18 protein-coding genes and 2 pseudogenes are annotated in these 22,176 nt (G+C 69.6%); 9 read left to right on the plus strand and 11 right to left on the minus strand.

Annotated elements, in window-relative coordinates:
- The 3 genes and pseudogenes from AB0J46_RS46795 to AB0J46_RS46805 all read left to right on the plus strand — a co-directional run.
- Window positions 1-181, plus strand: a pseudogene (locus tag AB0J46_RS46795) (hypothetical protein); the annotation flags it as partial.
- A 271-nt stretch (window positions 182-452) separates the two neighbouring features.
- Window positions 453-1,280, plus strand: coding sequence for a hypothetical protein (locus tag AB0J46_RS46800; protein ID WP_364342271.1), 828 nt, complete (start codon window positions 453-455; stop codon window positions 1,278-1,280).
- Window positions 1,281-1,411: 131 nt separating this feature from the next.
- A complete protein-coding gene (locus AB0J46_RS46805; RefSeq protein WP_364342274.1) occupies window positions 1,412-1,777 on the plus strand; it encodes a Tn3 family transposase in 366 nt (121 codons plus the stop codon).
- A 185-nt stretch (window positions 1,778-1,962) separates the two neighbouring features.
- Here AB0J46_RS46805 and AB0J46_RS46810 read toward each other — a convergent pair whose 3' ends face one another.
- Both AB0J46_RS46810 and AB0J46_RS46815 read right to left on the minus strand, forming a co-directional pair.
- Window positions 1,963-4,050 (minus strand): prolyl oligopeptidase family serine peptidase, encoded by a 2,088-nt coding sequence (locus AB0J46_RS46810; RefSeq protein ID WP_364342277.1) that lies wholly within the window; start codon window positions 4,048-4,050, stop codon window positions 1,963-1,965.
- Window positions 4,051-4,099: 49 nt separating this feature from the next.
- Window positions 4,100-4,696 (minus strand): recombinase family protein, encoded by a 597-nt coding sequence (locus AB0J46_RS46815; RefSeq protein WP_364342280.1) that lies wholly within the window; start codon window positions 4,694-4,696, stop codon window positions 4,100-4,102.
- 265 nt (window positions 4,697-4,961) lie between these two features.
- Here AB0J46_RS46815 and AB0J46_RS46820 point away from each other — a divergent pair, with 265 nt between their 5' ends.
- Both AB0J46_RS46820 and AB0J46_RS46825 read left to right on the plus strand, forming a co-directional pair.
- Complete coding sequence (locus AB0J46_RS46820) at window positions 4,962-6,212, plus strand: Tn3 family transposase (protein ID WP_364342283.1); 1,251 nt, start codon at window positions 4,962-4,964, stop codon at window positions 6,210-6,212.
- Window positions 6,209-7,132, plus strand: coding sequence for a Tn3 family transposase (locus AB0J46_RS46825; RefSeq protein WP_364342286.1), 924 nt, complete (start codon window positions 6,209-6,211; stop codon window positions 7,130-7,132). The genes AB0J46_RS46820 and AB0J46_RS46825 overlap by 4 nt, the downstream gene beginning before the upstream one ends.
- Here the strand turns inward: AB0J46_RS46825 and AB0J46_RS46830 are convergent.
- Together AB0J46_RS46830 and AB0J46_RS46835 are read right to left on the minus strand one after the other, a co-directional pair.
- Window positions 7,122-7,622 (minus strand): hypothetical protein, encoded by a 501-nt coding sequence (locus AB0J46_RS46830; RefSeq protein WP_364342289.1) that lies wholly within the window; start codon window positions 7,620-7,622, stop codon window positions 7,122-7,124. The genes AB0J46_RS46825 and AB0J46_RS46830 overlap by 11 nt on opposite strands.
- Before the next feature lie 6 nt (window positions 7,623-7,628).
- Entirely contained in the window at window positions 7,629-8,000 is a 372-nt protein-coding gene (locus AB0J46_RS46835; RefSeq protein WP_364342292.1) for a hypothetical protein, read from the minus strand.
- Between the two features lie 551 nt (window positions 8,001-8,551).
- Here AB0J46_RS46835 and AB0J46_RS46840 point away from each other — a divergent pair.
- On the plus strand, window positions 8,552-9,001 hold the full coding sequence (locus AB0J46_RS46840; protein WP_364342295.1) for a DUF6193 family natural product biosynthesis protein: 450 nt from the start codon (window positions 8,552-8,554) through the stop codon (window positions 8,999-9,001).
- 48 nt (window positions 9,002-9,049) lie between these two features.
- Complete coding sequence (locus tag AB0J46_RS46845) at window positions 9,050-10,042, plus strand: recombinase family protein (protein ID WP_364342298.1); 993 nt, start codon at window positions 9,050-9,052, stop codon at window positions 10,040-10,042.
- A 56-nt stretch (window positions 10,043-10,098) separates the two neighbouring features.
- Here AB0J46_RS46845 and AB0J46_RS46850 read toward each other — a convergent pair whose 3' ends face one another.
- Window positions 10,099-11,421, minus strand: a complete 1,323-nt coding sequence (locus tag AB0J46_RS46850; protein ID WP_364342301.1) for a serine hydrolase domain-containing protein — start codon at window positions 11,419-11,421, stop codon at window positions 10,099-10,101.
- A 300-nt stretch (window positions 11,422-11,721) separates the two neighbouring features.
- On the opposite strand from AB0J46_RS46850, the gene AB0J46_RS46855 reads away from it, so the two are divergent.
- Window positions 11,722-12,147 carry a DUF6245 family protein gene (locus tag AB0J46_RS46855; RefSeq protein ID WP_364342331.1) on the plus strand — a complete coding sequence of 142 codons (426 nt, stop codon included), beginning with the start codon at window positions 11,722-11,724 and terminating at the stop codon, window positions 12,145-12,147.
- A gap of 55 nt (window positions 12,148-12,202) precedes the next feature.
- Here AB0J46_RS46855 and AB0J46_RS46860 read toward each other — a convergent pair whose 3' ends face one another.
- Window positions 12,203-12,946, minus strand: a complete 744-nt coding sequence (locus tag AB0J46_RS46860; RefSeq protein ID WP_364342304.1) for a TetR/AcrR family transcriptional regulator — start codon at window positions 12,944-12,946, stop codon at window positions 12,203-12,205.
- Between the two features lie 138 nt (window positions 12,947-13,084).
- Window positions 13,085-13,249, minus strand: coding sequence for a hypothetical protein (locus AB0J46_RS46865; RefSeq protein ID WP_364342307.1), 165 nt, complete (start codon window positions 13,247-13,249; stop codon window positions 13,085-13,087).
- Here AB0J46_RS46865 and AB0J46_RS46870 point away from each other — a divergent pair.
- Window positions 13,226-13,594, plus strand: coding sequence for a hypothetical protein (locus AB0J46_RS46870; RefSeq protein WP_364342310.1), 369 nt, complete (start codon window positions 13,226-13,228; stop codon window positions 13,592-13,594). The two genes, AB0J46_RS46865 and AB0J46_RS46870, sit on opposite strands and share 24 nt — an antisense overlap.
- Window positions 13,595-13,864: 270 nt before the next feature.
- Here the strand turns inward: AB0J46_RS46870 and AB0J46_RS46875 are convergent, their stop codons facing one another.
- From AB0J46_RS46875 to AB0J46_RS46890, 4 genes and pseudogenes are all read right to left on the minus strand, one after another.
- Complete coding sequence (locus tag AB0J46_RS46875) at window positions 13,865-17,800, minus strand: S8 family serine peptidase (protein WP_364342313.1); 3,936 nt, start codon at window positions 17,798-17,800, stop codon at window positions 13,865-13,867.
- Window positions 17,801-18,010: 210 nt separating this feature from the next.
- Entirely contained in the window at window positions 18,011-20,872 is a 2,862-nt protein-coding gene (locus AB0J46_RS46880) for an AAA family ATPase (protein WP_364342316.1), read from the minus strand.
- A gap of 171 nt (window positions 20,873-21,043) precedes the next feature.
- A pseudogene (locus AB0J46_RS46885) lies at window positions 21,044-21,161 on the minus strand (IS701 family transposase); the annotation flags it as partial.
- Between the two features lie 559 nt (window positions 21,162-21,720).
- A partial coding sequence (locus tag AB0J46_RS46890) for a TetR/AcrR family transcriptional regulator (RefSeq protein WP_364342319.1) occupies window positions 21,721-22,176 on the minus strand: 456 nt, incomplete at its 5' end.

The raw sequence follows: 22,176 nt of genomic DNA on the forward strand, positions 1-22,176 counted from the left end.
ACTCCTGGCCACCGGCAGCGGGGACAACACCGCGCGGTTGTGGGACGTGGCCACCCGCACCCCCATCGGCCGCCCCCTTACCGACCACACCGAAGACGTCAACTCGGTGGCGTTCAGCCCGGACGGCAAACTCCTGGCCACCGGCAGCAGTGACCACACCGCGCGGTTGTGGCGACTGTGAAGTGTTTCCGATTGATGATCAAGCCTACGGCCCGTTTCTGACGTATTCCGGTGGCACCCGCTGTAAAGCAATCCGAAGCCCTTGTCGGCAGCCAGGACCTGACTGGTCATGCCCTTCTGCTCAAGGCGCTCATGCAGCCACGCCTACCGGCGGCGTACGCGGCCGCGCAGCGGGCGCCTTGAATAACCGTAGAGAAAGTTTGCATTCACCTCGGGCTGCGGCTGTGGTCTGCGCACTGGGGCCGTATGGAGCAGAGATGTATCGTCGGCGCATGTTGCGATCTTCCCGAGGGATCCGGGCACCTCACGCACCGGCCAAACGGGGCTGGCGCAAGGTGTGGGCGGCGATAGCCGCAGTGGTCCTGGCCGCGGTGACGGCCGCACTGACTCAGTGGACCACGGGCATCTTCGGCGCCACTGGGGATCGATTACTTGGGCTGGTCACCGGAGACGATCCGCTGACCGTGGCGGGCAGGCGGGTGGCGCCTCTTGCGCCGCTGGTCGGAGGCAAGCGCGCCGGCGGGCAGCAGCGCGCAGGGGTCTGGACGTTCGACACTCCGAACTTCGTGATCGTCCCGGGCGGGCGCGCCATCGATGAGGGCTGCATCGTGACCACGATGGTTCCCCGGCCGCGTGCCGAGGTCTATCCGCCCCAGTGGAGCAACGACTGGAAACGCAACGAGGGGGCGTTGCAGGCGTGGGCGCTGGCCAACCGGGCCGGGGATCCGAACACCACCAAGATTCGGCTGACCGTCAGCGGCAAGCCGGGCAAGACGGTTGTGCTGGAAGGCGCGCGCACGGTCTTCGTGTCACGAGCGCCGAAGCCGGCGGCGGGCACCTTGGTGCAGTTCCAGATCGGTGAAGGATGCGGCACGGGTGTGGATGTGCGCTCGTTCAGGACCAACCTTGATGACGCATCCGGCAGCTGGCGGCCGACCAGGGAGGAGAAGACTTCCTTCCCTTACACCGTCAAAAGCGACTGGCCCGGGTTCCGCCACATCGACTTCCTGCGTGCCCTCCGCTCCTACGCCGCCCGCCGCCCCTCATCCCACGAGACCTCGAACCCCCCACCCCGTAACCACAGCCCCGTGACCCCGTGACCCGCGTGACGCCCGCCGTCCCATGACCCCGTGACCGTCGTGACTCTCGTGACCCCCGATCCCATGACCCCGCCACCTCCCGGGGGTCACTCGCCTTTCGTCGCGACCAGAACGTGGCCGTGCAGGGGCGCGTGGAGGGCGCCGTCGGGCGCGGCGAACCGCTGGAGCGCCTCCCTGGGCGGCGATCCTTCCACCTCGGTGGTGATGAGGTCGCCGGTGATCTGACCGGCGACGACCGCGAACACGTCGAGGTCTCCGCGCTGGCCCTGCACCTGGTCCAGGCCGCGATCGTCTACCTGAACACCAGGATGGTGCAGATCGTCCTCGCCGAGCCGAAGTGGCGAAAAAAGCTCACCGACGCCGACCGGCGCGCCCTGTCGGCTCTGTTCTGGTCCCATCTGAACCTGTACGGCAAGTTCGAGCTCGACATGAGCAAACAACTCGACCTCGGGCCGGCGCCGGGCGCTGAGGATCAACAGTCAGATGGTCCGCTCTGAGCAACGAACGATCTCGGCGGTGCCCCAGGGCTCCTGGCGGAGTGTCCTTGGCCAGCCGCTCGAGGATCGCCAGCTCGCCCACCAGGCGGTCGGGATGGAAGTTGAGCGTCACATGCAGGCCGGGATCGACCGGGCCGCGACGTGACTGAGGGCGCGTGTGCGTGCCGTACCCGACATTTCTGTCGTCATCTTGACCCGTCGGACGCGTGCAGGATGAAGGCCAGCACATCGGCGAGCAGTGCCTGCTCCTGGTCTCGGGTCGAGCCGGTGCCGTGCCCGCCGTGCTCGTCGACGCGCAGCAGTATCGGCCGGCCGGATGCCGTGCCCGCCTGAAGGCGGGCGGCTAGCTTCGCCGGCTGCCACGGTGGCACCCGCGCGTCGTGCAGGCCGGTGGTGAGCAGCACCTGCGGGTAGGGCACGTCGTCCTCTACCCGCAGGTAGGAGTCGATGATCAGCAGGGCACGCAGGCCCTCCTCGGTGGTGACGCTGCCGTACTCGGGCACGTTGATCGGCCCGCTCTCGGTGAACTCGTTGCGTGTGGCGTTCACCGTCGGCGCCTGCATCGCCATGGCAGCCCACAGATCGGGGCGGCGCACCAGCGCGCCGCCGGTGGGGATGCCGCCGGCGCTGGTGCCCTTGCCGGCCAGCCGCCCCGGGCGGGTGTAGCCGAGGGCGATGAGATGTTCGGCGCAGTCGATGAAGTCCGTGATGGTGGCCTCCTTGCGCTCGCCGCGCCCGGCCTCGTGCCATTCCCGGCCGTAGGCGCCGCCGCCGCGCAGGTGCGCGACGGCGTAGACGCCGCCGAGCTCGTACCAGGCGAGCATCTCGGGATGGAACTCGGGCAGGTCGATGAGCCCGCCGGAGCCGTAGCCGGTGAGCACGGCAGGATTGTCGCCGTCCAGCTTCAGGTCTTTGTGGTGGATGACCGTGAGCGGGATCGGCGTCCCGTCCCTTGCGGGCGCGTGCAGGGTACGGGCGTGCACGTCGCTGAAGTCCACCGGTGAGCGGGGCGCCAGCCCGGTGTCTTGGAGGGACTGGCCGTCGTAGCGGTAGAGCCGTGGCGCGTCGGTCCAGCTGGCCATCAGGAGCAGGGCTTCGGGCCGTTCGGGGTGGGTGGTCCATTCCAGGATCGCGCCGTCTGCTGGCATCGGGAGGTCGATGGGCTCGCCGCCGGACAGGGGTGCGTGCCGTACCCGGCTGACGCCACCGTCGAGATCGCGCACCAGCAGCCGGTCGCCCACCACCCGCACCGTCTCCACCGCCCGCTCACTGGCGGGCACGACCACCCGGGCGCGGGACAGATCTGGTGCGGCAAGCGGAACGGCCAGCACGCGGGAGCGCGGTGCGTCCCGATGAGAGACCAGGTAGAGGGTGTCGTGGCTGGTGGCGAAGGCGGTCACGCCGTCCGCCACGTTTGCGACCAGCCGCCAGGGGCAGGTGGCCGGGTCGGCCAGCCCGGCGCGTGGAGCCACGTATACCGTGCAGTCGCTCAACTGCTCGCTGGTCCAGGGCCAGGGGCTGAGCGCGCTGTGGGAGATGATCGCCAGCATCCACTCGCCGTGCGGCGGCACCACCAGGAAAGGCCGGTCCCGCGGGGTCAGCTCGATGTGGGGGTTGAGGCCGCGGGCCAGCACCACCGTGTCCTGCGCCGGGTCGGCGCCCAGGTGGTGCAGGAAGGAGCGGCTTTCCAAGAGGTGCTGCTCTGCATAGCGGTGATAGACGAACGACCGGCTGTCCTCCAGCCAGCTCAGGAAGGCGAAACGCGTCCTGGGCGGGATCGTCTCCCGCAGGGCTCCTGAGTCGGCGTCGATCACATGGATAGAGCTGTCCTCCGACCCGGAGGCGGAGACGGCGCAGGCGACGTGGCGGCCGTCAGGGGAGGGCACGTACCAGTCGATGGCGTGGTGCCCGTCGCCGGGCATCGTGCCCGGGTCGAACAGGACCCTGCTCGCTCCGTCGGCCTCGGTCACCGTCAGCACCGGTACGCGGGCGTCCGGCTCGCGTACCAGGGCGAAGACCCTGTCCGCTGCCATCGCGAGGCCGAAGTACCGCGTGAGCGCCCTGCCCAGTTCGCGGATCCGGGTCAGCAGGCCGGCGCGGTGCGGCAGGGCGTCCAGGTGCTCTCGGGCGTGCCTGGCCTGGGCGTCCAGCCAGTGGTGGAACTCCTCGCTTTCGGTTTCCATCCACCGGTAGGGGTCTTCGAGTGTGATGCCGTGGAGGGTCTCGCGCACGACGTTCGCCCGGGCGATCGGCGGTTCGGTGAGGTCGCTCATATGCGCATGATCATATGCCGGAGATCCAGTGACTTGTCGGAACCGCGTCCTACGCCCTGTCCAGGGTCTTCTTTGGCTGGCGGCGCACGGTGTCGCCCTTCAGGTGCCCGTACACCGTCGAGCGCGGCACTCCGAACAAGTCCGCGATCTGCTGGACGGTCTTGTCCCGTGTGTCGTACAGCTCCTGGGCGAGGGCGGCTTGGTCGGCGGTGAGCTTGGGTCGGCGTCCACCGACCCGGCCGCGGGCACGGGCGGAGGCCAGGCCGTCCATCGTGTTGGCCACGATCAGCTCGCGCTGCAGCTCGGACAGGACCGACAGCATGCCGAACATCGCCCGGCCCTCCATCGTGTCAGTGTCGATGCCCTGCTCGATCACATGCAGTCCCACCCCGCGTTCGCGCAGGTCCGCCCCGAGGGTGACCAAGTGCAGGACTGAGCGCGACAGCCGGTCCAGCCGGGTGACCTTCAGCGTGTCGCCCTCGCGCAGCAGCTTGAGAACCAGGTCGAGGCTGGGCCGGGAGGCCTTGGCGCCACTGGCCTTGTCCAAATGGATGTCCTTGCGGTCGACGCCCGCGTGCAGCAGCGCGTCGATCTGATGGTCGGGGTTCTGGTCGGCGGTACTGACCCGCGCGTAGCCGAAGAGCACTGTCGAAATCTACTTCACGTACCGTTCACCGACATTGATTTTCGACACGAGTTATCGACAGCACCCACCTGCGGTTCCGGGGCCGACTTGGCGAGTGTCGACAGACGATCGTTATTCGACACTGGGGACCAACCTCGCAACCACAAAGAGTAGCGATGGTTGCACAGAGCTACTTTGCCCCTGGTGACGGCGACCCGAGCGCCAGGCCTGGAAGGGGGCCGATTGCTGGGGTCAGCGAACTCACCGATTGGCGCGGATCGGGTCCTTGATCTTCCCGTGCAGCACGCCATGGACTAGCTCGGCGCGGGAGTCGCATGCGAAGGCCAAGACGGACGAGGCTCTGGCCGAGCGGGCCAAGAAGGGCGAGGCTCGTCAGTTGCTGATGGACGTGATCCTGCCGGTACTGAACGACCCAGGCATCGCCGACGAGGAGGTCGGCGGTCTGCTGCGCGGCCGGATCGGCCTGGACAAGATCCGCGAGGTGTCGGCGATCAACTGGAAGCCGCTGCCCCGCGACCACGGTCGGCTGGCCGCGCTGGAGGCCTCCTACAACTATCTGCGCCGCTTCACCCCCAAGGTGCTGACTGCGGTCGACTTCCACGGCGGGCCGGGTGCGCAGGACCTGATGACCGCGCTGGGGATGTTGAAGGAGTTGAACCGGACCGGCGGCCGGAAGGTCCCGGCCGCGGCGCCGACGTCGTTCGTGCCGGCCCGATACGCCGACTACCTCGCCAAGGCCCGCAAGGCGGGCGATGACACGGCGTTCCGGCACTACTGGGAGCTGTGCGTGGTGCTCGGCCTGCGCGACGGCCTGCGGTCTGGGGATGTGTTCGTTCCCGGTTCACGCCGTTACGCCGACCCGGGAACCTACCTGTTCACACCGGAGCAGTGGGAGGGCAAGCGGGCGGAGTTCTGCCAGCTGGTCCGCAAGCCCGCCGCCGCATCCGAGGCGATCGACCGGGTCAAGGAAGAACTCCTCCAGGCCCTCAAGGACCTGGAGGGGACGCTGGCGAACGCCGCCCCGAACGACGTCGGCGCGGTCCGCCTGGACGAGGAAGGGCGGCTGGTCATCCCGCCGCCGTCGGCCGAGGACATCCCCACCGAGGCCAAGGCGCTGCGGGAGGAGCTGGCGGGGATGCTGCCGTTCGTGCCGATCGCCTCGCTCCTGATAGGGCTGGACGTCCGCACCAAGTTCCTGGACTGTTTCACCCACGCCGGCGGCCGGAAGATCAACCTGTCGGTGGAGACCCGCCGTAACATCCTCGCGGTGCTCATCGCGGGCGCCACCAACCTCGGGCTGACCCGCATGTCGGAGGCGTGTGGTGTCTCCTACGACACCCTCGCCTGGACCCAGGAGTGGTACGTGCGGGACGAGACGCTCCGCGAGGCCAACACGGTTCTGGTCAACCACCACTACCAGCTGGAACTGGCCAAGGAGTTCGGCGGCGGCACCATGGCCTCCTCCGACGGGCAGCGGTCCCCCTCCGCGGCAAGTCCCTCACCGGCCGGGACATGAACATCCACGGCGGGCGCGTCCTGTCGACCTACACCCACGTGTCCGACCAGTGGTCGACCTACGGGACCAAGCAGATCATCCCCACCACCCGCGAGGCCAACTACACCCTGGACGAGCTCCTCGGTAACGAGACCGACCTGCCGATCCACGAGCACGCCACCGACACCCACGGCGCCACCTTGGTGAACTTCGGGCTGTTCGACCTCGTCGGCAAAGCCCTGACGCCGCGGATCCGCGACCTGGGAAAGATCACGATGCTGCGGGTCGACAACCCGACCGCAACCAACACGCTCTATCCCCACGCCGGGCCGCTGCTGGCCGATCGGTGGAACGAAGACCTGATCCGCGGCACCTGGGACGACATGCTGCGGATGGCCGGATCGCTGAAGTTCGGTGAGGCGACCGCGTCCCTGGTGGTTGGGAAGTGGTCGGCGGCCTCCCGGCAGAACACGCTCGCCGCGGCGATCAAGGAGTGGGGACGGATCCGCAGGACCATCCACGCTGCCCGGTATCTGTCGGACCCGGTGTACCGCCGGAAGATCTCCCGGCAGCTCAACAAGGGCGAGTCCCTGCACGCGCTGCGCCGGGACCTGCACTACGCGCAGCAGGGCGCCATGGTCAGGCCGCACCTGCAAGACCAGACCGAGCAGTCCTGGTGCCTCACGATCCTCACCAACGCCGTCATCACCTGGACGACCGAGTACTACGCGATGGGCATCAAGGAACTGTGCGCCCAAGGCCGTGAGGTCCCCGACGAACTGCTGTCGTTCATCGCTCCCGGCCACTGGGAGAACATCAACTTCTTCGGCTTCATCGAGGTCGACATCGAAGGCGAGACCGCCAAGCTCGACGACGGCTGGCGGCCCCTCCGCCCGACCTTGGTGAACGAGGCCGGCACCACCTTCCTTCTCAACCCCTGAGCTCGTCCCGTTTTGAACGGTCGGGCAGCGGTCTCCAGAGTCCTTGCTCCTTCAAGAGCTTCTTGGCGGCGTGCTGGGTTCGTTGAGAGGCAGCAGTCTGAGCTGTGGCGATCTTGTGGAGTAGGTCGGCGAACATCTCGGCCTCCCCGGGCCTCACCCAGCGGAGCGTGTGTGAGATCCAGTGGTCTGACCATGCGCTCAACCCGGTGCTGATGACGAATCGCACCGGTCCGGCAAGGTCGGGGTCAGTGGGGCCGAGCTCCGCGCGAGCCTCGGATTCGACCTCGTCACGTGGTCGTTCGACCAGAGGAAGCAGCCCGATGGACGCCTTGCCGAGCGGCACCGCGTGATGGTTGGGTGGCGCTTCGTAGGCCCACTGTCCGTCGAGGATGATCAGCCAGGTTTGCCCCGGCTTGATCTCAAGGATCTTGCGCATCTCGACCGTCATTTCCAGAAGTATGTCGGTCTGCTGGTGATGCTCGGCGAGCATTGCCGCTCACGGTGATTCGAGAAGCCGTCTGGTCTCCGGGCCTGCGAAGGCGTACCCAGGAGACTGTGCGTCCAGGTACTTGAGGACTCGGATGATCACACATTCTCGGATCACGTTCGACGGATCTTCACACGTGAGGAGCGCTTCCGTCACTGCGTAGCAGCGTTCAAGCACCGGGACGTCCGCTTTGGAGACGGCAGGCTCGAACACCTCCCACCAGAAAACCTCGGACATCAACCCGTACACGTTGTCGAGGTACGGCTCATGGTCGTAATCGGCGGCGTCCGCGCTCTCCTTCGCTTCCCACGCAGCTAGAATCGGCCGAGCCTCGGGCAGCTCCGACCGGAGGAATTCGCGCAGCGTCGCAACATCAACCATGGCGTGAAGCTACCTGATCAGACCCGGCCGAACTGATACCCATGCCTGGCGGCCCGAGCCAACCGGCACCCCGTAGTCCGATCACAGGTGGGGGCGCAATCGGTCGACTCCGCCCCCTCGCCGGATCCGATCTGAATGCCGTACCCGACCTGCTGGAACGGGCCATCGATCCAATCGGATCCGATCCCGACTTACGCCTCGCCTTTCGCCTCCTATGATGGCCGCCACCGCAACACCACACGGGCAGAAGATCGGAATCTTATGAGCTGCGAACCCGACCCGGCTGCCCTCTACCCGGACGTGGCCGCCCACGGCAGCCTCGCCGCAGCACTCCACCCCACGCCGCAGCCGCCGGCCAGGGCCTGTCCCTGCCCCTGGCCGTCACTCCCTCCGATCCACTCCGCCATGCCACGATCGCCAGCCTCATCCCGCATCGCCACTCGTCCTACGTCACGGCGTGGCATCACGAACGGCGCTGGACCATCTGGGGATCGTCTAACAACAGGCTCATGATCTGCGGCGCCACCGAGGATCTGCGTGAGCTTCCTCAAGTGATCCGCGGGTGGGCCGAAGGAGCCAGCCTCGAGGAGATCGGGCAGGCCGCACTCTTCGACATCCTGACCGGACGTTTCGAGGTGCCCGACAACAACCCCGCCGACATCATCGCCTCAGAGTGGCAGTGGATGCTCAAAGACGCCCGCGACGCCGACTGGCCCGAATACCAGGCCCTCATCGAGGCCGCCTACGCCGAACCCAGGCTGCGACGGCTCTACCCCTACACCAGCCACTGGGAGCTGGGCTTCTCCAGCACGCCCGACTACCCGTTCTCCCGGCCCTCCGTCTGGATTGACGCACCACGAGGAGCCGGCGGCTACACCATCAGCGAAGGGCGCAACGACCCCGACCCGATGCAGATCCCCACACCCGCCGAAGCAATCGCCATCGCCGTCGACCGAATTCCCGCCGACCTGCAGCAGACATCCCTTGAGGACCCCGCGTAGGACTCCTGAAATCAACGCCGGCCGACCTGGGAAGGGGCACGATCGGGTATGGCCGACCGTATCTACCTTCGGTTTTCCACCGACAAGCAGACCGATACCCGCCAACGACACGCCTTGGCCACGCTCCTGGGCGCCGGCGCCCTCACTTATGAGGACCCCGCCACTTCCAGCCGCCAGCTCTCCCTGGATCGCGCGGGATTCACCCGGCTCCTGCACGAGGCCGCCGTCGGCGACACCATCCGCATCGCCGACGCCGCCCGTCTGTTCCGCTCCGTGGCCGACATCCTCGCCCTGCGCCCCGTGCTCATCCGGCGCGGCTTGCACTTGCGCGTCGAATCCGGGCTGCTGTCTGGCATCGACCTTGCCTCAGACGACCCCGGCACCAAGATGATGGTCTCCGTGCTCGCCGCAGTGCTGGAGTTCCAGCGCGACATGATCAGCGAGAACACCCGCCAAGGCGTCGCCGCCGCCGAGGCCTCCGGCAAAACCCTCGGCCGCCCCACCGCCCTCGACGCCGCCCTCGCCGCCGACGTCGTAGAGGCCTACCGGGGCGGCATCGCCGTCAAGGCCCTCGCCCGCCAGCACCACGTCGCACCCAAGACCATCCGCCGCGTCCTGGACAACGCTGGGGCTCGCCAACCGCCCGACCATCTCGACACCCTCCCCGCCACCGGCGAACCCGCCTCCGATCCCGCGCTCGACCCCGCACGTGACGCTCGATCTTCCTGGCCTGCTCGCCGACCACCTACGCGTCGTCGGCGACGAGACCGTTCGCCAGGCCATCGACACCGGGCGAACCATCCGCCGCGGTCAAGGCCACACGGTCCGCGTCACCGCCCCGCTAGACCTCCACCGAGCCGCACTGGAGCAGAGCGTCGCACTCGCCGATACCGCCAGCCCCGCTGCACGCAAAGCACACCGCGTGTATACCGCCCGCGTCGCAACAGCCTGCCTCTAACACCAGGAACTCGCAGGTCAGGGCCATATCCGTTGCATTTTCGCCGTTTGCTACGGGAGCCCCCAGCAGCGGGGAGCTGCTGACCAGGCTCGATGCGATCGGATGTGCCCGGTAGCAGCTTCGTTGACGGCAGGCCGATTCAGCGGATCCGCCTGGCCGCCCTACCGCCCAGGTGCAGGAACGCGACCTCACCCGCGTCGTCTCGCAGGAAGCGGCCGACGGCACGCTGCGGGTCGGCGGCGATCGTCACGTCGTCACTGCCCTCGACCAGCGCGAGCGGCATGTCGGGCATGCCCTCCACACCCGCGGCCACCAGTTCGGGTCGCAGCACGAATCGCGCCGTCAGACCCTCGTCGACCTCGAAGGTCCACTGCCCCGCGTCGTAGCTGCCCGCGTACTCCGGCGCGGGTTCGCGCAGCGCCAGCCGTACGGCCTGCGGCTTGGCGTCGAGCAGATGCTCCAGGCACCAGTCGGTCACCAGCTTGCCCAGCACCTTGCCGGGCGCGGAGTTGGTGAGCGTGGTGACGGCGAAGCCGCGCTCGGGCACCAGCACGAACGTGGACAGCTGCAGGTTGCCGATGTTGCCGCCGTGCGTGACCAGTCGCACGCCCGCCTGCTCATCCAGCAGCCACGGCAGCCCGATGCCGGTCCACGGCACGCCGACCCGGACGTGCTCCGCCTGCATCAGCTCCCTGGTGGCGGCTCCGACCGGCTCCTCGCCGCTCGCACCCAGGTGGAAGGCGGCGTAGCGGAGCTGGTCGCGCACCGACGACACCAGCCCGCCCTCGGGCATGCCTTCGCGGAACAGCCCCCACGTGTGCGCGACCTGCGGGCCGTCCTCTCCTACGGCGTGCCCGACGGCGTGCGACCGCGTCGCGACCTCCCAGGGGAAGAAGAAGCTGGAGCTCATGCCCAGGGGTTCGAGCACGATCCGACTGACCGCGCTCTCGTACGGCTCGCCGCACACGACCTCGATGACCCTGCCGAGCAGCCTGAACCCGGCGTTGTTGTAGGAGGCGAGCGCGTCGGGCGGGAAGAGCTGGGGCAGCTGGTCGTAGGTACCGATCGAGGCGGCCAGCGCGCCGGTGTCCCAGCTCTCGCCGTCGTCGATATCGCCGAGGAATCCGCCGGTGTGGGTGAGCAGGTGCCGGATGGTCAGCTCGTCGGCGGCCCGCTCGTCGGCGAGCTGGAAGCCGGGCAGATACTGGCGCACGCGCCCGTCCAGGTCGAGCCGACCGCGCTCGACGAGGTGCATGATCGCTGTCGCCGTGATCGTCTTGGTGGTCGACCCGATCTGGAACAGCGTGTCGCCCGTCACGGGGGCCGGCGCGTCGACGCTGGTGACGCCGGTGGTGAGGACGTGGTCCGCGCCATCGAAAAGCACGCCGACGGCGGCACCGGGGACATGGAGGGATTTCACCTTGCTGTCGAGCAGGCTCTGCAGATGGTTAAGGTCAGCCATCCGTTCATCCTGCCGACAGCGAGAACGGTGGGCTTCGTCCGCCCGCACCATTTCCGTCGCGCTGTTCGTCCAGGAGTCAGGGACGCCACCGCTGGCCCGCCGTCTCCGGTCATGCATCCTGGGGCGCCGTTAAGAACCGCGCCACCAACCCCAAGCGGCAGCATCTTCCCAGGCCGGGCGGGGTGTCCTCCGGAGAAGCGTCGACTCGCCAGGCCCGCCGCAGCTCTCACGTGTAAGCCATTGACCTGCATATTCTCGCTCGTTTGGGGCTGGTGGCGCGGTTCTTAACGGCGCCCCTTCCTGCGCTGGCAGGTGCTGCGGGTGGCCGGCCCCTTGAAGCTCGTCGCCCAGGCCCCCTCGACCGGGCCGGTCCCGCTGGCGGCCGCGCACGCCGCCGAGGGCCTGCAGAAGCTCCTGGCGGCGCCGGCACCGGGCAGGTGCCCGACGTGGAGGTGGTCAAGGAGGGGTCACCGAGATCGAGGCGGCCCGCCAGTGCCTCGTCGACGCGGACGAACAGCGAGCTCGGCTCGAGGTCCATGTAGGGGTCGAGGTAGATGGCCGCCTCGGACTCCTCGTGCCCCCACAGCGAAGCGGTGGGGGCACCCTCACCGGCGCGGCCGAACAGGTCGCGCAGCGGGGCGCGGTCGGTCTCGGCGAACTTACGGGCTTCCATGGCCCTCCCTTCTGCGTACACCATGCACGCTTCTGCGTATGCCATACGCTTAGGGGCTCCTGCAGAGATCTCGATCTCTGGCTGCGTCCTTCACGCCGCCGGGCCAGGTCAGCCGAGAGAGCGGATGTGCGCCTCGACACCGTCCAGCGCGCGCTCCAGGCCGAAGACGAAGTGATCGTCAGGAGCTCCCTGGTCGTCGCCGAAGGCGCCCTCGTCGAGCGCGGCGCGTAGCCCGGGCAGGCGGCCATCGCCACTCACCCGCCGCAGGAACGGCTCATACTCGCTCCAGCGCCGCTGGCTGCCGGGGTCGGTGTCGAGCATGATCGCCGCGGTGATGCTCACGTGGCTCCACACGTGCCCGCTGATCAGCAGCTGGGTGGCGAGCTTGGCGCTCGCGGGCAGGCCGGTGTCCTGGAGGATCTGCAGGAACTGGTCGAGCCAGGCGACCTGATTGGGGGTGGCGGGCGGCCCTTTGGGCATCAGCAGGTGGACCGTCCAGGGGTGGGCGAGGATCGCCGCGCGCATCGAGGCGGCCCACATTTCCAGGCCTCGCCGCCAGCCGAGGCCTTCAGGCAGCGGCGGAGGTGGGCCGACGGCGGCGTCCAGCATCAGCGTGAGCAACTCGTCCTTGGTGGCCAGGTAGCGGTAGAGCGCCATGGTCGAGCTGCCCAGCTCGTTGCCCACGCGGCTCATCGAGACCGCGTCGAGGCCGTCCTCGTCGGCGACCTTCACGGCCGCGGAGACGATGCGCTCCAGGGTCAGTCCGCGCTTCGGCCCCTTGGGGGGACGTTCGCGCAGGCCCCAGGCCGCTTTGATGCTCGCAGGGAACGCCTCGTCACTCTCGCCGTCCATCCTGGCAGTCTACGTACTGGCGCGTATGTCATACGCAGAAGAGGCTCCCGAGGCAGCCGTGAGCCCGCGCCCAGCGCAGGCCACCCCCAAGATCAACCGCTTACGCCATCTCCCCGCAGGGAGATGGCGGAGGGCCTGTCAGGGCGTCACCCCCAGCTCGCGCAGTTGCGCGGGCCGCAGCGGCCGCCAGCCGCCGATGTCGAGTTTGGCCAGTTCCGCCTCGACGTCCACGTTGATGACGCCGAAGAAGTTGATGTTGTCGCTGTGGCCGGGCGAGATGTGCGACAGGATCTCGTCGCTCACCTCCCGGCCCTGCGAGCGCAGCTCCAGCAGCAGGCGCGCGCCGACCAGGTCGAACGTGAGCGCCTCGCCGACCAGGTGCGGGAGCTACGTGACCGGCTGGCCGCCGCCCAAGCCGCCGCCGGGCTGGTGCTGCCCGAACTGGCCGACCTCAGCGGCCACCTCGGCGACGGCGTCCGCGGCGTGACGCTGTCCGGCGCTGGCATCGCCGTCGCCCGGCAGCCCGACGGCGCCGTGGTGCTGCACCACCAAGACCGGCAGATCCGGCTGGGCGACGGCGAGCACGCTCCGGCCCACGGCCGGGCCCTGGCCGCCGCCCTGCTGGCCCTCTCCTCGCCACGATCCTGAGCTCAAGGCCATCGCCCTGCGGCAGATGGCCGACGGTGGGTCAGAGGCGATCTCGCTGGGCCAGGGTACGTGGCCAAGTTGCGATGGAATTCCGAAGAAGAGTGGATAGGGTCGGAAAACCCGGCATAGCCAGCGATCGTCATGAGGACGGACTTCATGCTGGCCAGGCACGATACAAACCAGGCACGTTTCATCGGCTGCGTATGATCTCTTCGTCAGCCGGGCGAGGAGCACCGCCCGGACCCCAGGCCGGGCGGTGCTCCTTCTTCGTCAGCGCAGTCCGAACGCCTTCAGCGTCGTCTGCTCCACTCGGTTGCCGTCGGTGTCCCAGGCTTCCGCCTTCAGACTGACGGTGCCCGTGGTGTTGTCACGGGACGGGTAGGTCGCGGTCGCGGTGTAGGAGCCGCCCTTCTTCTTGAGCTGGACCGGGTTCCATGTCTTGCCGTCGTCCGTGCTGGCCCACACCTTCAGCCCGGCGATCTCCGGCATCGCCTCCAGCGAGGGACCGTGTCCCGCGTTGACGGTGAAGCGGTGACGCCCGGTGGCCACGGTGTTCCGCAGGTCGAGCGTGTCATCCAAGTCGAAGCCGACGGTGACCATCGGCTCGGGACGGCACGGATCGGTGGACACGACGGCGCAGATGTGGCCGGGCTTCACCATGTCCTTCTCCGCGCGGAACGAGGTGAACGTCCAGACGGCGTTGATCGTCTTGCTCGTCGCCGAGAGCCGGTACGTGGCCCTCTCGGGCGGCAGCTGGAAGACGGGGACGCGCTTGATCTGGGTCAACGGCACGTTGGTCCCGTCCTGCTTGGTGAGGCGGTAGGTGTAGTTGTACATCCCGCTCATGTCGTCGTGCTGCTGGAGCCCGCCGTTCACCCTCGTCGTGTGGAAGACGGGGAACAGCAGGTCACCGCGTCTGCACAGGTCGCACGGGGTGTTCAGACCCAAGGTCGCGGGATAGGGCTTGGCCGGGTCGGGGATCCGGTACACGTTGTCCGGCGCCGTGTAGCCACTGGGCGTGCGCGGTCCGGCGAACATGCGCTGCTGGCTCCGGACCGGCCGGTCGTAGACCTCCAGGACGTCGCTCACCTCGACGGTGTTGTCTGACGGCCTGGCCACGCTGACGTTCAGCTGCATCACGTCCGCCGCCAGCGGACCGACGTAGTCGCGCCGGGTGTGCGGACCGACAGCCGACCAGCTGCCGAGTTCGACGGCCTGCGGGATGAACAGGCGCTCGTCCTGCTTCCAGGCCAGGCGATGGTCGGAGAACGCGGTGGCCGGGTCGGAAGCCATGTGCACCACGTCGACCTGGGCGAGCTGGTTGCGCTTGTAGGCGTGGTTCAGCGACTCGGGGATCCCGCCCTCCTGGTACTCCTTCAGCGCGTACGTGAAGGGGGTGTCCGGCGTTCCCACCACCCGGATCGTGATCGGGCCCTTGGCCAGCCTGTCGCGTACCGCCGCGCCGTCGCGGGCGGACAGGGACACGTTGGCGATCCCCAGCTCCTTGAGCTCGCCGGTGAAAGGCGCCTGCGAGATCGGCAACGGCAGGGAGCAGCGGGGCATCGTCTCCGACGGCGCACTCGGGAACGCCACCACTCCGGCGGCCCCGGCCGCACGCAGGTTCTGCACCACCTCGATCGGCACCCCGCAGGCGGTGCCGAAGATGGTCGTCTGCAAGCCGGTCTCCAACAACGCCAGCTTGCCCTTGAGGTCGATGCCGGCCAGTTCCTCCGGCGTCCCCGTTCCCACGTTCACCACCGGGAGGTCCTGGGTTCCGGTGAACGGGACCCAGCCGGGATGGCCGTTCTGGCTCTCGACCCCCTCGTACTCCCAGTGCAGCCCCGTGACAGCCTGGATGTCGGGCATGCCCTTGCCGAGGAGGGACATGCTCACCTCAGGCTCGCCGAGGATCGCTTGCTGGGTGAAACGGAACTTGCCCTTCGTGACGCGCTTGGTCGGGGTGGCCCAGACCCGGTCCCAGGGGCTGTGGTCGAGCATGCCCACGTACTGCGCGCCGTTCTTGGTCGTGCGCTGGTAAGTCTCGACCACGGTGTTGTTCAGCGGCCCGGCGGGAGTGGGCGTGCCGAACCGCACCTGGCTGGCCTTGCGCAGGTCGAGCGTGATCGTCGTGTCCTCGGTGACGTTCACCTCCGGCTCGCTCAGCCAGGCGTAGTTCGTGCGCGAGTCGTCGTCGATCCAGCTGGCCACCTCCATCACGCTGTAGGTGCTCGGAGGCACTCGGATCGTCACCACGCCGGGCTCACCGACGGAGGCGCCGTCGGGTTCCTCCTCCGAGCCGGTCACGCTGATGACGTCGATTGCCTCGGGGGTCAGCGGGGCGCCGTCCCGGCCGATCGTCTTGACGGTGAGCGTGACCCTCGGTCCCGCGATGAAGAGGCCGACCGGGGTGCTGAGCCGTACGTCGCCCGCCTCGGCGGTGACGGCGCCGCCGTACGCGCCGAAGCCGAGGTCGGCCGCGTCGAGCGTGACCGTCGCGGTCGCTGTGCCGCCGGCGGGGACCGTGAGGGTCTTGTCGGCGCTCAGCGCGCCCTCGACCGGCTTCTGCTTGCTGTCGGACAGCGTCGGGGTCAGCGAGAGCGTGACCGGCTGATCCGTCAGGTTCGCGTAGGTGACCTGCTTCGTGGCGGTCTTGCCGTCGCCGAAGTCCAGGTTCGCGGTGGTGGCGACGACCTGCTGAGAGGCCGCCCTGGCCACGTCGACCCGGCCGGCGCCCTCCTCGTAGACGGTCAGCCCGACCTGCTTGCTGGTGCTCATCAGCGCGGCCTTGTACTGCGCCGCCGTCCAGTCGGGGTGGCGCTGGGCGAGGATCGCCACGGCGCCCGCCACGTGCGGGGTCGCCATCGAGGTGCCGTTGGCGGAGGTGTAGTGGTCGTCCACCGGCGTGCCCATTGCAGTGCCCGCGGCCCGCGCGGCGACGATGTCGAAGCCCGGGGCGGCGATGTCCGGCTTGAGCGCCCCGTCCAGGCGAGGGCCGCGGCTGGAGAAGCCGGCCAGCTCGTCGGTCTTCGTCGTGGCCGCCACCGTCAGCGCGGCATCGGCGGTGCCCGGGGTGTTGACGGTCCGCGCTCCGGGCCCGTTGTTGCCCGCGGCGATCACGAACAGCGTGCCGGTGCTCGCCGTCAGCTCGTCGACGGCCTGCGACATCGGGTCGGACCCGTCGCTGACGCCGCCGCCGATGCTCATGCTGACGACCTTGGCGCCGCTGCTCGCGGCCCACTCCATGCCGTCGATGAGCCAGGACGACTCGCCCTGTCCGGCGTTGTCGAGCACCTTGCCGATCAGCAGCTTGGCGCCGGGGGCGACGCCCTTGTTCTTCCCGCCCGAGGCACTGCCCGAGCCCGCGATCGTGGAGGCCACGTGGGTCCCGTGGCCGTGGCCGTCGGTCACGTCTTGGCCGGGGACGAACGAGTGCGTCTCCGCGAGCACGCCCGCCAGGTCGGGATGCTTGGTGTCGACGCCCGTGTCGAGGACGGCGACCTTCACCCCGGTGCCGTCGAACCCGGCGGCCCAGACCTGGGGCGCGCCGATCAGCGGAACGCTCTCGGCCAGGTTGACCTGCACCTTCCGGTCCAGCCAGAGCTTGGCGACGCCCTGCTTGAGGGTGCGCGCGGCCGTACCGCCGTCGCGGACGGCGCTCCAGAAGTCGCCGGCCGTGGCCTTGTCGACCTGCAGTCCGGCGCCGCTGATGCTGGTCAGGTCGGTGGCGGTGGTGGTGGCCGGCAGCGCGTCCGCCGCCGCCTTCACCCCGCGCCGTCCCTTCGGGTACTGGACGATGACCGGCAGCTGCTTGGTCTCGGCGTCGGTGTAGCCGTTCTCGGCCAGGTACTCGACGTTGAACAGTTCCTTGTCGACGCTGCCCGCGTTCACGGCGGCCATGGCGTCGGTCGGGAAGACGTACACGCCCTTGGGCGTCGCCCTGGTCAGGAAGGCGGGCGCCGGGCCGCCCGGGCGGGCGGCGGGGTCCACCTCGACCTGGTGCGCACCGCCCCGCTCCGACAGGGTGACGGTGTCGCCGGTGATCAGCGTGATCTTGTGCGTGCCCGCCGGCAGCCGGTCCAGATCGGGCTGCGCGGCCGGTACGGCCAGCGCCCCCGGCGTTGAGACGGCGGACAGCGAGCCGGCGAGGGTCACCGCGGTCACGGCGACGGCGGATCCGCGCCGTAAGAGGCGCGACAAACTAGGCATGGGGCTCCTCGGGAGGCAGGTCAGGCGGGCGGGCGGTCAGACGTCGACCCACCCGTCATCGGACACTCGGGCAGCGGGGTCCTCGTCGGGCTCCTGGTCGCCCTCTTCCGGCTCTTCCAGGGGCTCAGGGTCACGCTGCGGATCGGTTTCGGACATGAGCCCCATCGTCGGCGGCACGCCCTCTACCTACCTATGGGTAGAAATCCCCATTTATGCCTCGCTATCGAGCCTTCGAGCGAGCGTGGCCCGCGAACGCAGTCCGAGCTTGCGCAGTGCCGCGCTGAGATGCTTGTCGACCGTCTTCGTCGACAGGAAGAGCTCCTTGGCGATCTCCCTGTTCGTCAGCCCGGTCGAAGCCAGCGTCGCGACCTCCCGCTCCCGGGGCGACAGGTCGCCGCCGTAGCCGCTCGGCCCGCCCCGGTGCCGGGCGGGGGAGGGGACGCCGCGTCGCCTGGCCAGGTGGGAGGCACGGTCGAGGTCCCAGCGGGCGCCGAGCGAGGCGTACCCGGCCAGGGCCGCGTTCAGCAGCTCGGCGGCGCGCTCGTCGGCGAGCGCGAACAGGCTGGCGGCGGCCAGCTCCCGCGCCTGGGCGGCCTCGTACGGGCAGCCGAGCCGGTCGTAGTCGTCAACCGCGGCCAGGAACTCGGCGGATGCGGTGGCCGGGTCCGACGCGCCGGCGGCCAGCAGGCCGCGGGCGTGGGCCAGCGACGGAGGCGCGAGAGGCGCGTCCAGCGTGGCGAGCTCACGGCCGAGCCGGCCGGTCAGCGCCTCCGCCTCGTCCTGGCGCCCGGCCGTGACCAGCGCGTCGACCAGCGGCGGCAGCACCCGCACGGCCACCGGCCAGAGCCGTTTGGTGTCCCACACCGCGATGGCCGCCGCGAGCCCGGCGGGCGGTTCGCCGCCCTGTCTGAGCAGCGCGCCCATCGCGATCGGCAGCACGTCGATCGCGCCCATCCGCGCCGCCCGCTCCACCACGTCAAGCAGCCCGAGCCTGGCCTCCTCCACCTCGCCGGAGGCGAGCGTCAGGCAGGCCCTGAGAATGTCCAGGACGGCGAGTTGGCGCGGGTGCCCGGCCAGCCGTTCGGACAGGAATTCGACCTCCTCCCGCAGGCCCGCCCACGCACCGCGCACGTAGGCGAGGGCTGCGTACGACGCCCGGCATTCGAACTCCATCCACCGGGTCACGTCGCAGCCGGGAGCCCCGAGCAGTGCGGCCGAGAGCATCCGGTCGGCGACCTCGTACCGCCCGGCGTAGCACGCGTCCTCGCCCAGTGAGCAGAACGCCCCCACCTCCCTGCGGTTCACCGGCCTGCCGCCCGTCTGCGCCAGCAGCCGGTCCGACAGCTCCGCCCAGCGGGGATCGCCCACCGCCGTGAGCACCATGGCGACCTTGCCCAGCACGAACGCCCGAAGGGGCGCGTCATCGATCGCGGGCAACTGCTCCAGCGCCCGCTCCAGCCAGCCGACGTGCTCGGCCAGCGGCACGTCCGGAGTCGTCGGCAGGCCGAGCCCCACCATCGCCTGTGCCAGCAGGTCGGGCCGCCCGTCCAGCGACTCCACCGCGTCGGTGAAGGCCCGCCACTGCAGCGGGGGCTCAGCCGCCGTCCGGTCCAGACCCAGCGCGTACAGGAAGCGCAGCTCGCCGCGCAGCGGCTGGGGAGGGTCGTACGCGAGCGCCGCTGACAGCGCGTCGAGCTCGGCGACCACCTTCAGCGTCCTGGTGCTCGCCCAGCCGAGCTTGACCGCGAGCTCCGCCCGCCGTACCGGGTCGAGCGGGGCCTCACGCAGCACCGCCTTCAGCAGGTGCGCCGCCTCGTCGTCGTCACCGAGCGCGGTCGCCTGGTCGGCGGCCTGCTCGGCCGCCGACACCCAGGCGTCCAGTTGCCCGGAGTGGCGCAGGTGGTGCGCGAGCTGCCCGAGCGGCACCGGGCTGAGCCGCGCCACCGCCGCACCCGCCCGCGCGTGCAGGTCGCGCCGCCGCGACAGCGGCACGCTGCCGTACACGGCCTGTACGGCCAGCAGATGCCGGAACCCGACCAGTCCCGACCGCTCGATCAGCAGGCCGCGTTCGAGGGCCTCGTCCAGCCCGGTCTCCGCCTCGCCCACCGGGATCCGGCAGGTCGCCAGCAGCGTGCCGATCGGGACGTGCGCCTCCAGCACCGCGCTCGCCTCGACCACTGCGCCGGCGGCGGGGGACAGGCGGCTGACCCGCTCGAGCACCGAGTCGCGCACCCCGGCGGGGACGTCGAGCTCGTCGATCGTCTTGCGCGCCCAGCCGCCGTCGCGCCGTACGAGGCTGCCGCGGGCGCGCAGCAGCGCCAGCAGCTCCTGGATCGCGAACGGCAGGCCCGACGTGCGCTCCCGCAGGTAGAGCGCGAAGTCCTCGGACACGCGCGGGGCGCCGAGGATGGAGGCGGCCAGCTCCTGCGTCTCCGCCGTGCTGAACGGGGCCAGCGCCACCCGGGTCCTGGCCACGGCCGTGGGCAGCCGGGAGGTCAGCGCCCGCACACCGACCCCCGCTTCCTCGCCGCGGTAGGTGAGGACCACGCTCAGGTCCGGCGGGGGATCCGACAGCAGGTAGCCGAGGAACTCGACGGTCTGCTCGTCGGCCCAGTGCATGTCCTCCAGCACCAGGACCACCGCGCCGAGGGTGGTCAGCAGCTCCGCCAGCCCGCGGAACACGCGGTGCCGCTCGCCGACCCGGTCGTCCAGCGGCTCAGGGACGAGCGGGAGAACGTGCGCCAGCTCGGGCAGCAGCGGCCGCAACGCCCCCGCCACCGGGGACAGGGAGACGGCAGCCAGCCGCTCGCCGGTGCCGCGCAGCGCCTCGAGCACCGGGCCGAGCGGGAACGGCTCGCGGATGTGCCCGCAGCCGCCGGTCAGCACCAGCGTCCCGGCCAGCTCGGTGGCCAGCTCCCTGACGAGCCGGGTCTTGCCGATCCCTGCCTCGCCCTCGACGACCGCGACTGCTGGGGGGCTGCCGAGCGTGGACAACAGCGCGGACAGCTCTGTCGCCCGGGCGACCAGTTTCGGCGAGACGATCTGTGCGCTGCTGGCGATTCGGGGGGTCACGTCACCGGCCTCGTTCGAGATCAGAACGAGGTTTAGCCTACTAGCTGGTAGTACAGCTCGATTTCATGATGGAGAAGCCGCCGTCCCCAAGAGCGGCCGGCTCGGGCGCGGGTCTGGTGGTGGCGCCGACGTTGGGATCAGGCCAGCGCGTACGTGAGCGGCCGGGTGGCCGTGGCGGTGCCAGGCGTCGTAGCGCCGGACCTGGTAGTGGTCCAGGCCGGTCTCGTTCTTTGGCGCTCTGGAAGTACTTCTCGATCGCCCAGCGGGCGCCGGCAACGGCCAGGGTGTCGGCGCGGGGGTCTTCGCTCCACCCCATGGCCACGGTCTGGTGCTTGGGTACCGCAACCACAGAGCTCATGTGCAAGTGCGGCTGGGGTTGGAGACGCTGCTGGAGGAGATCGTCAAGCTGCGGCGGACTGAGGGCCTGGGGCTGGCGGTGGACGGTGGATCTGTTCAGCGGGTACGCGGATCGGTTGGTGGCCTCTAAGCGGGCGCGGGCGGCGGGCGTCAAGGTGTGGGTGCCTTCGGCGAGTCCCATTCACAGGCCCCCGGAGCCAGATCAACGTTCCACCACCCCTCCATCACCTCATCCGGGAGTGCTTCGTGCAGAAACATGAAGTCGGGGCCGTCAGCGGCGCAATTGCACCAAGATCTATCCACCGGTGGGTGTTCTCCTTGTCGAGGTCCAGCAGGTCCACCGCCCGATGCCGCCGCGCCGCCCTGGGGCGTACACGCACCCGGGCGCGGGCATGACAAGACCGGCCAGTGAACGACGGTCCCTGAAACACCAACCCCCTCATCACGGCGAGCGGGTGCCCAGGGCAGGCTCGCCGAGTCCAGGTGCGCGATCACTCGCGAACAGTGGCCGAGGTCCGGAATCCATCCAGTCCGAAGGTCAGGAGCCGCTCTCCCTGGGGTGGGGAGCTCTGCTCGCCCGCCCATGCCGCCGCGTTGACCAGCGCGTACAGGTCCGGGGCGGTGACATCCGACCGTACTTCACCGGCCGTCCGCGCCCGGGCCAGCAACTCCTCTCCGGCGGTGAGCACCGCTGTGCACGCCGCGTGCAGCTCGGAGGTTTCATCCTCGACGGCCTGCATGAGCGTGGCGCCGAGCCCTCGGTAGATCGTCGTGTGCACCATTGCCGCCCGCGCCCAGGTGGCCAGGCCATCGAAGGGTGAGCACGCGGTGAGCAGTTCAGCGCCGGTCGCAGCCAGGGCCTGCATCCGATCGCCCATCAGCGCCTCCAGCAGGGCCCGGCGGGTGGGGAAGTGGCCGTAGAGCGTGCCGTTGGCCACCCCGGCCCG

The organism is Nonomuraea sp. NPDC049758, from assembly GCF_040674635.1.
Classification (GTDB): domain Bacteria; phylum Actinomycetota; class Actinomycetes; order Streptosporangiales; family Streptosporangiaceae; genus Nonomuraea.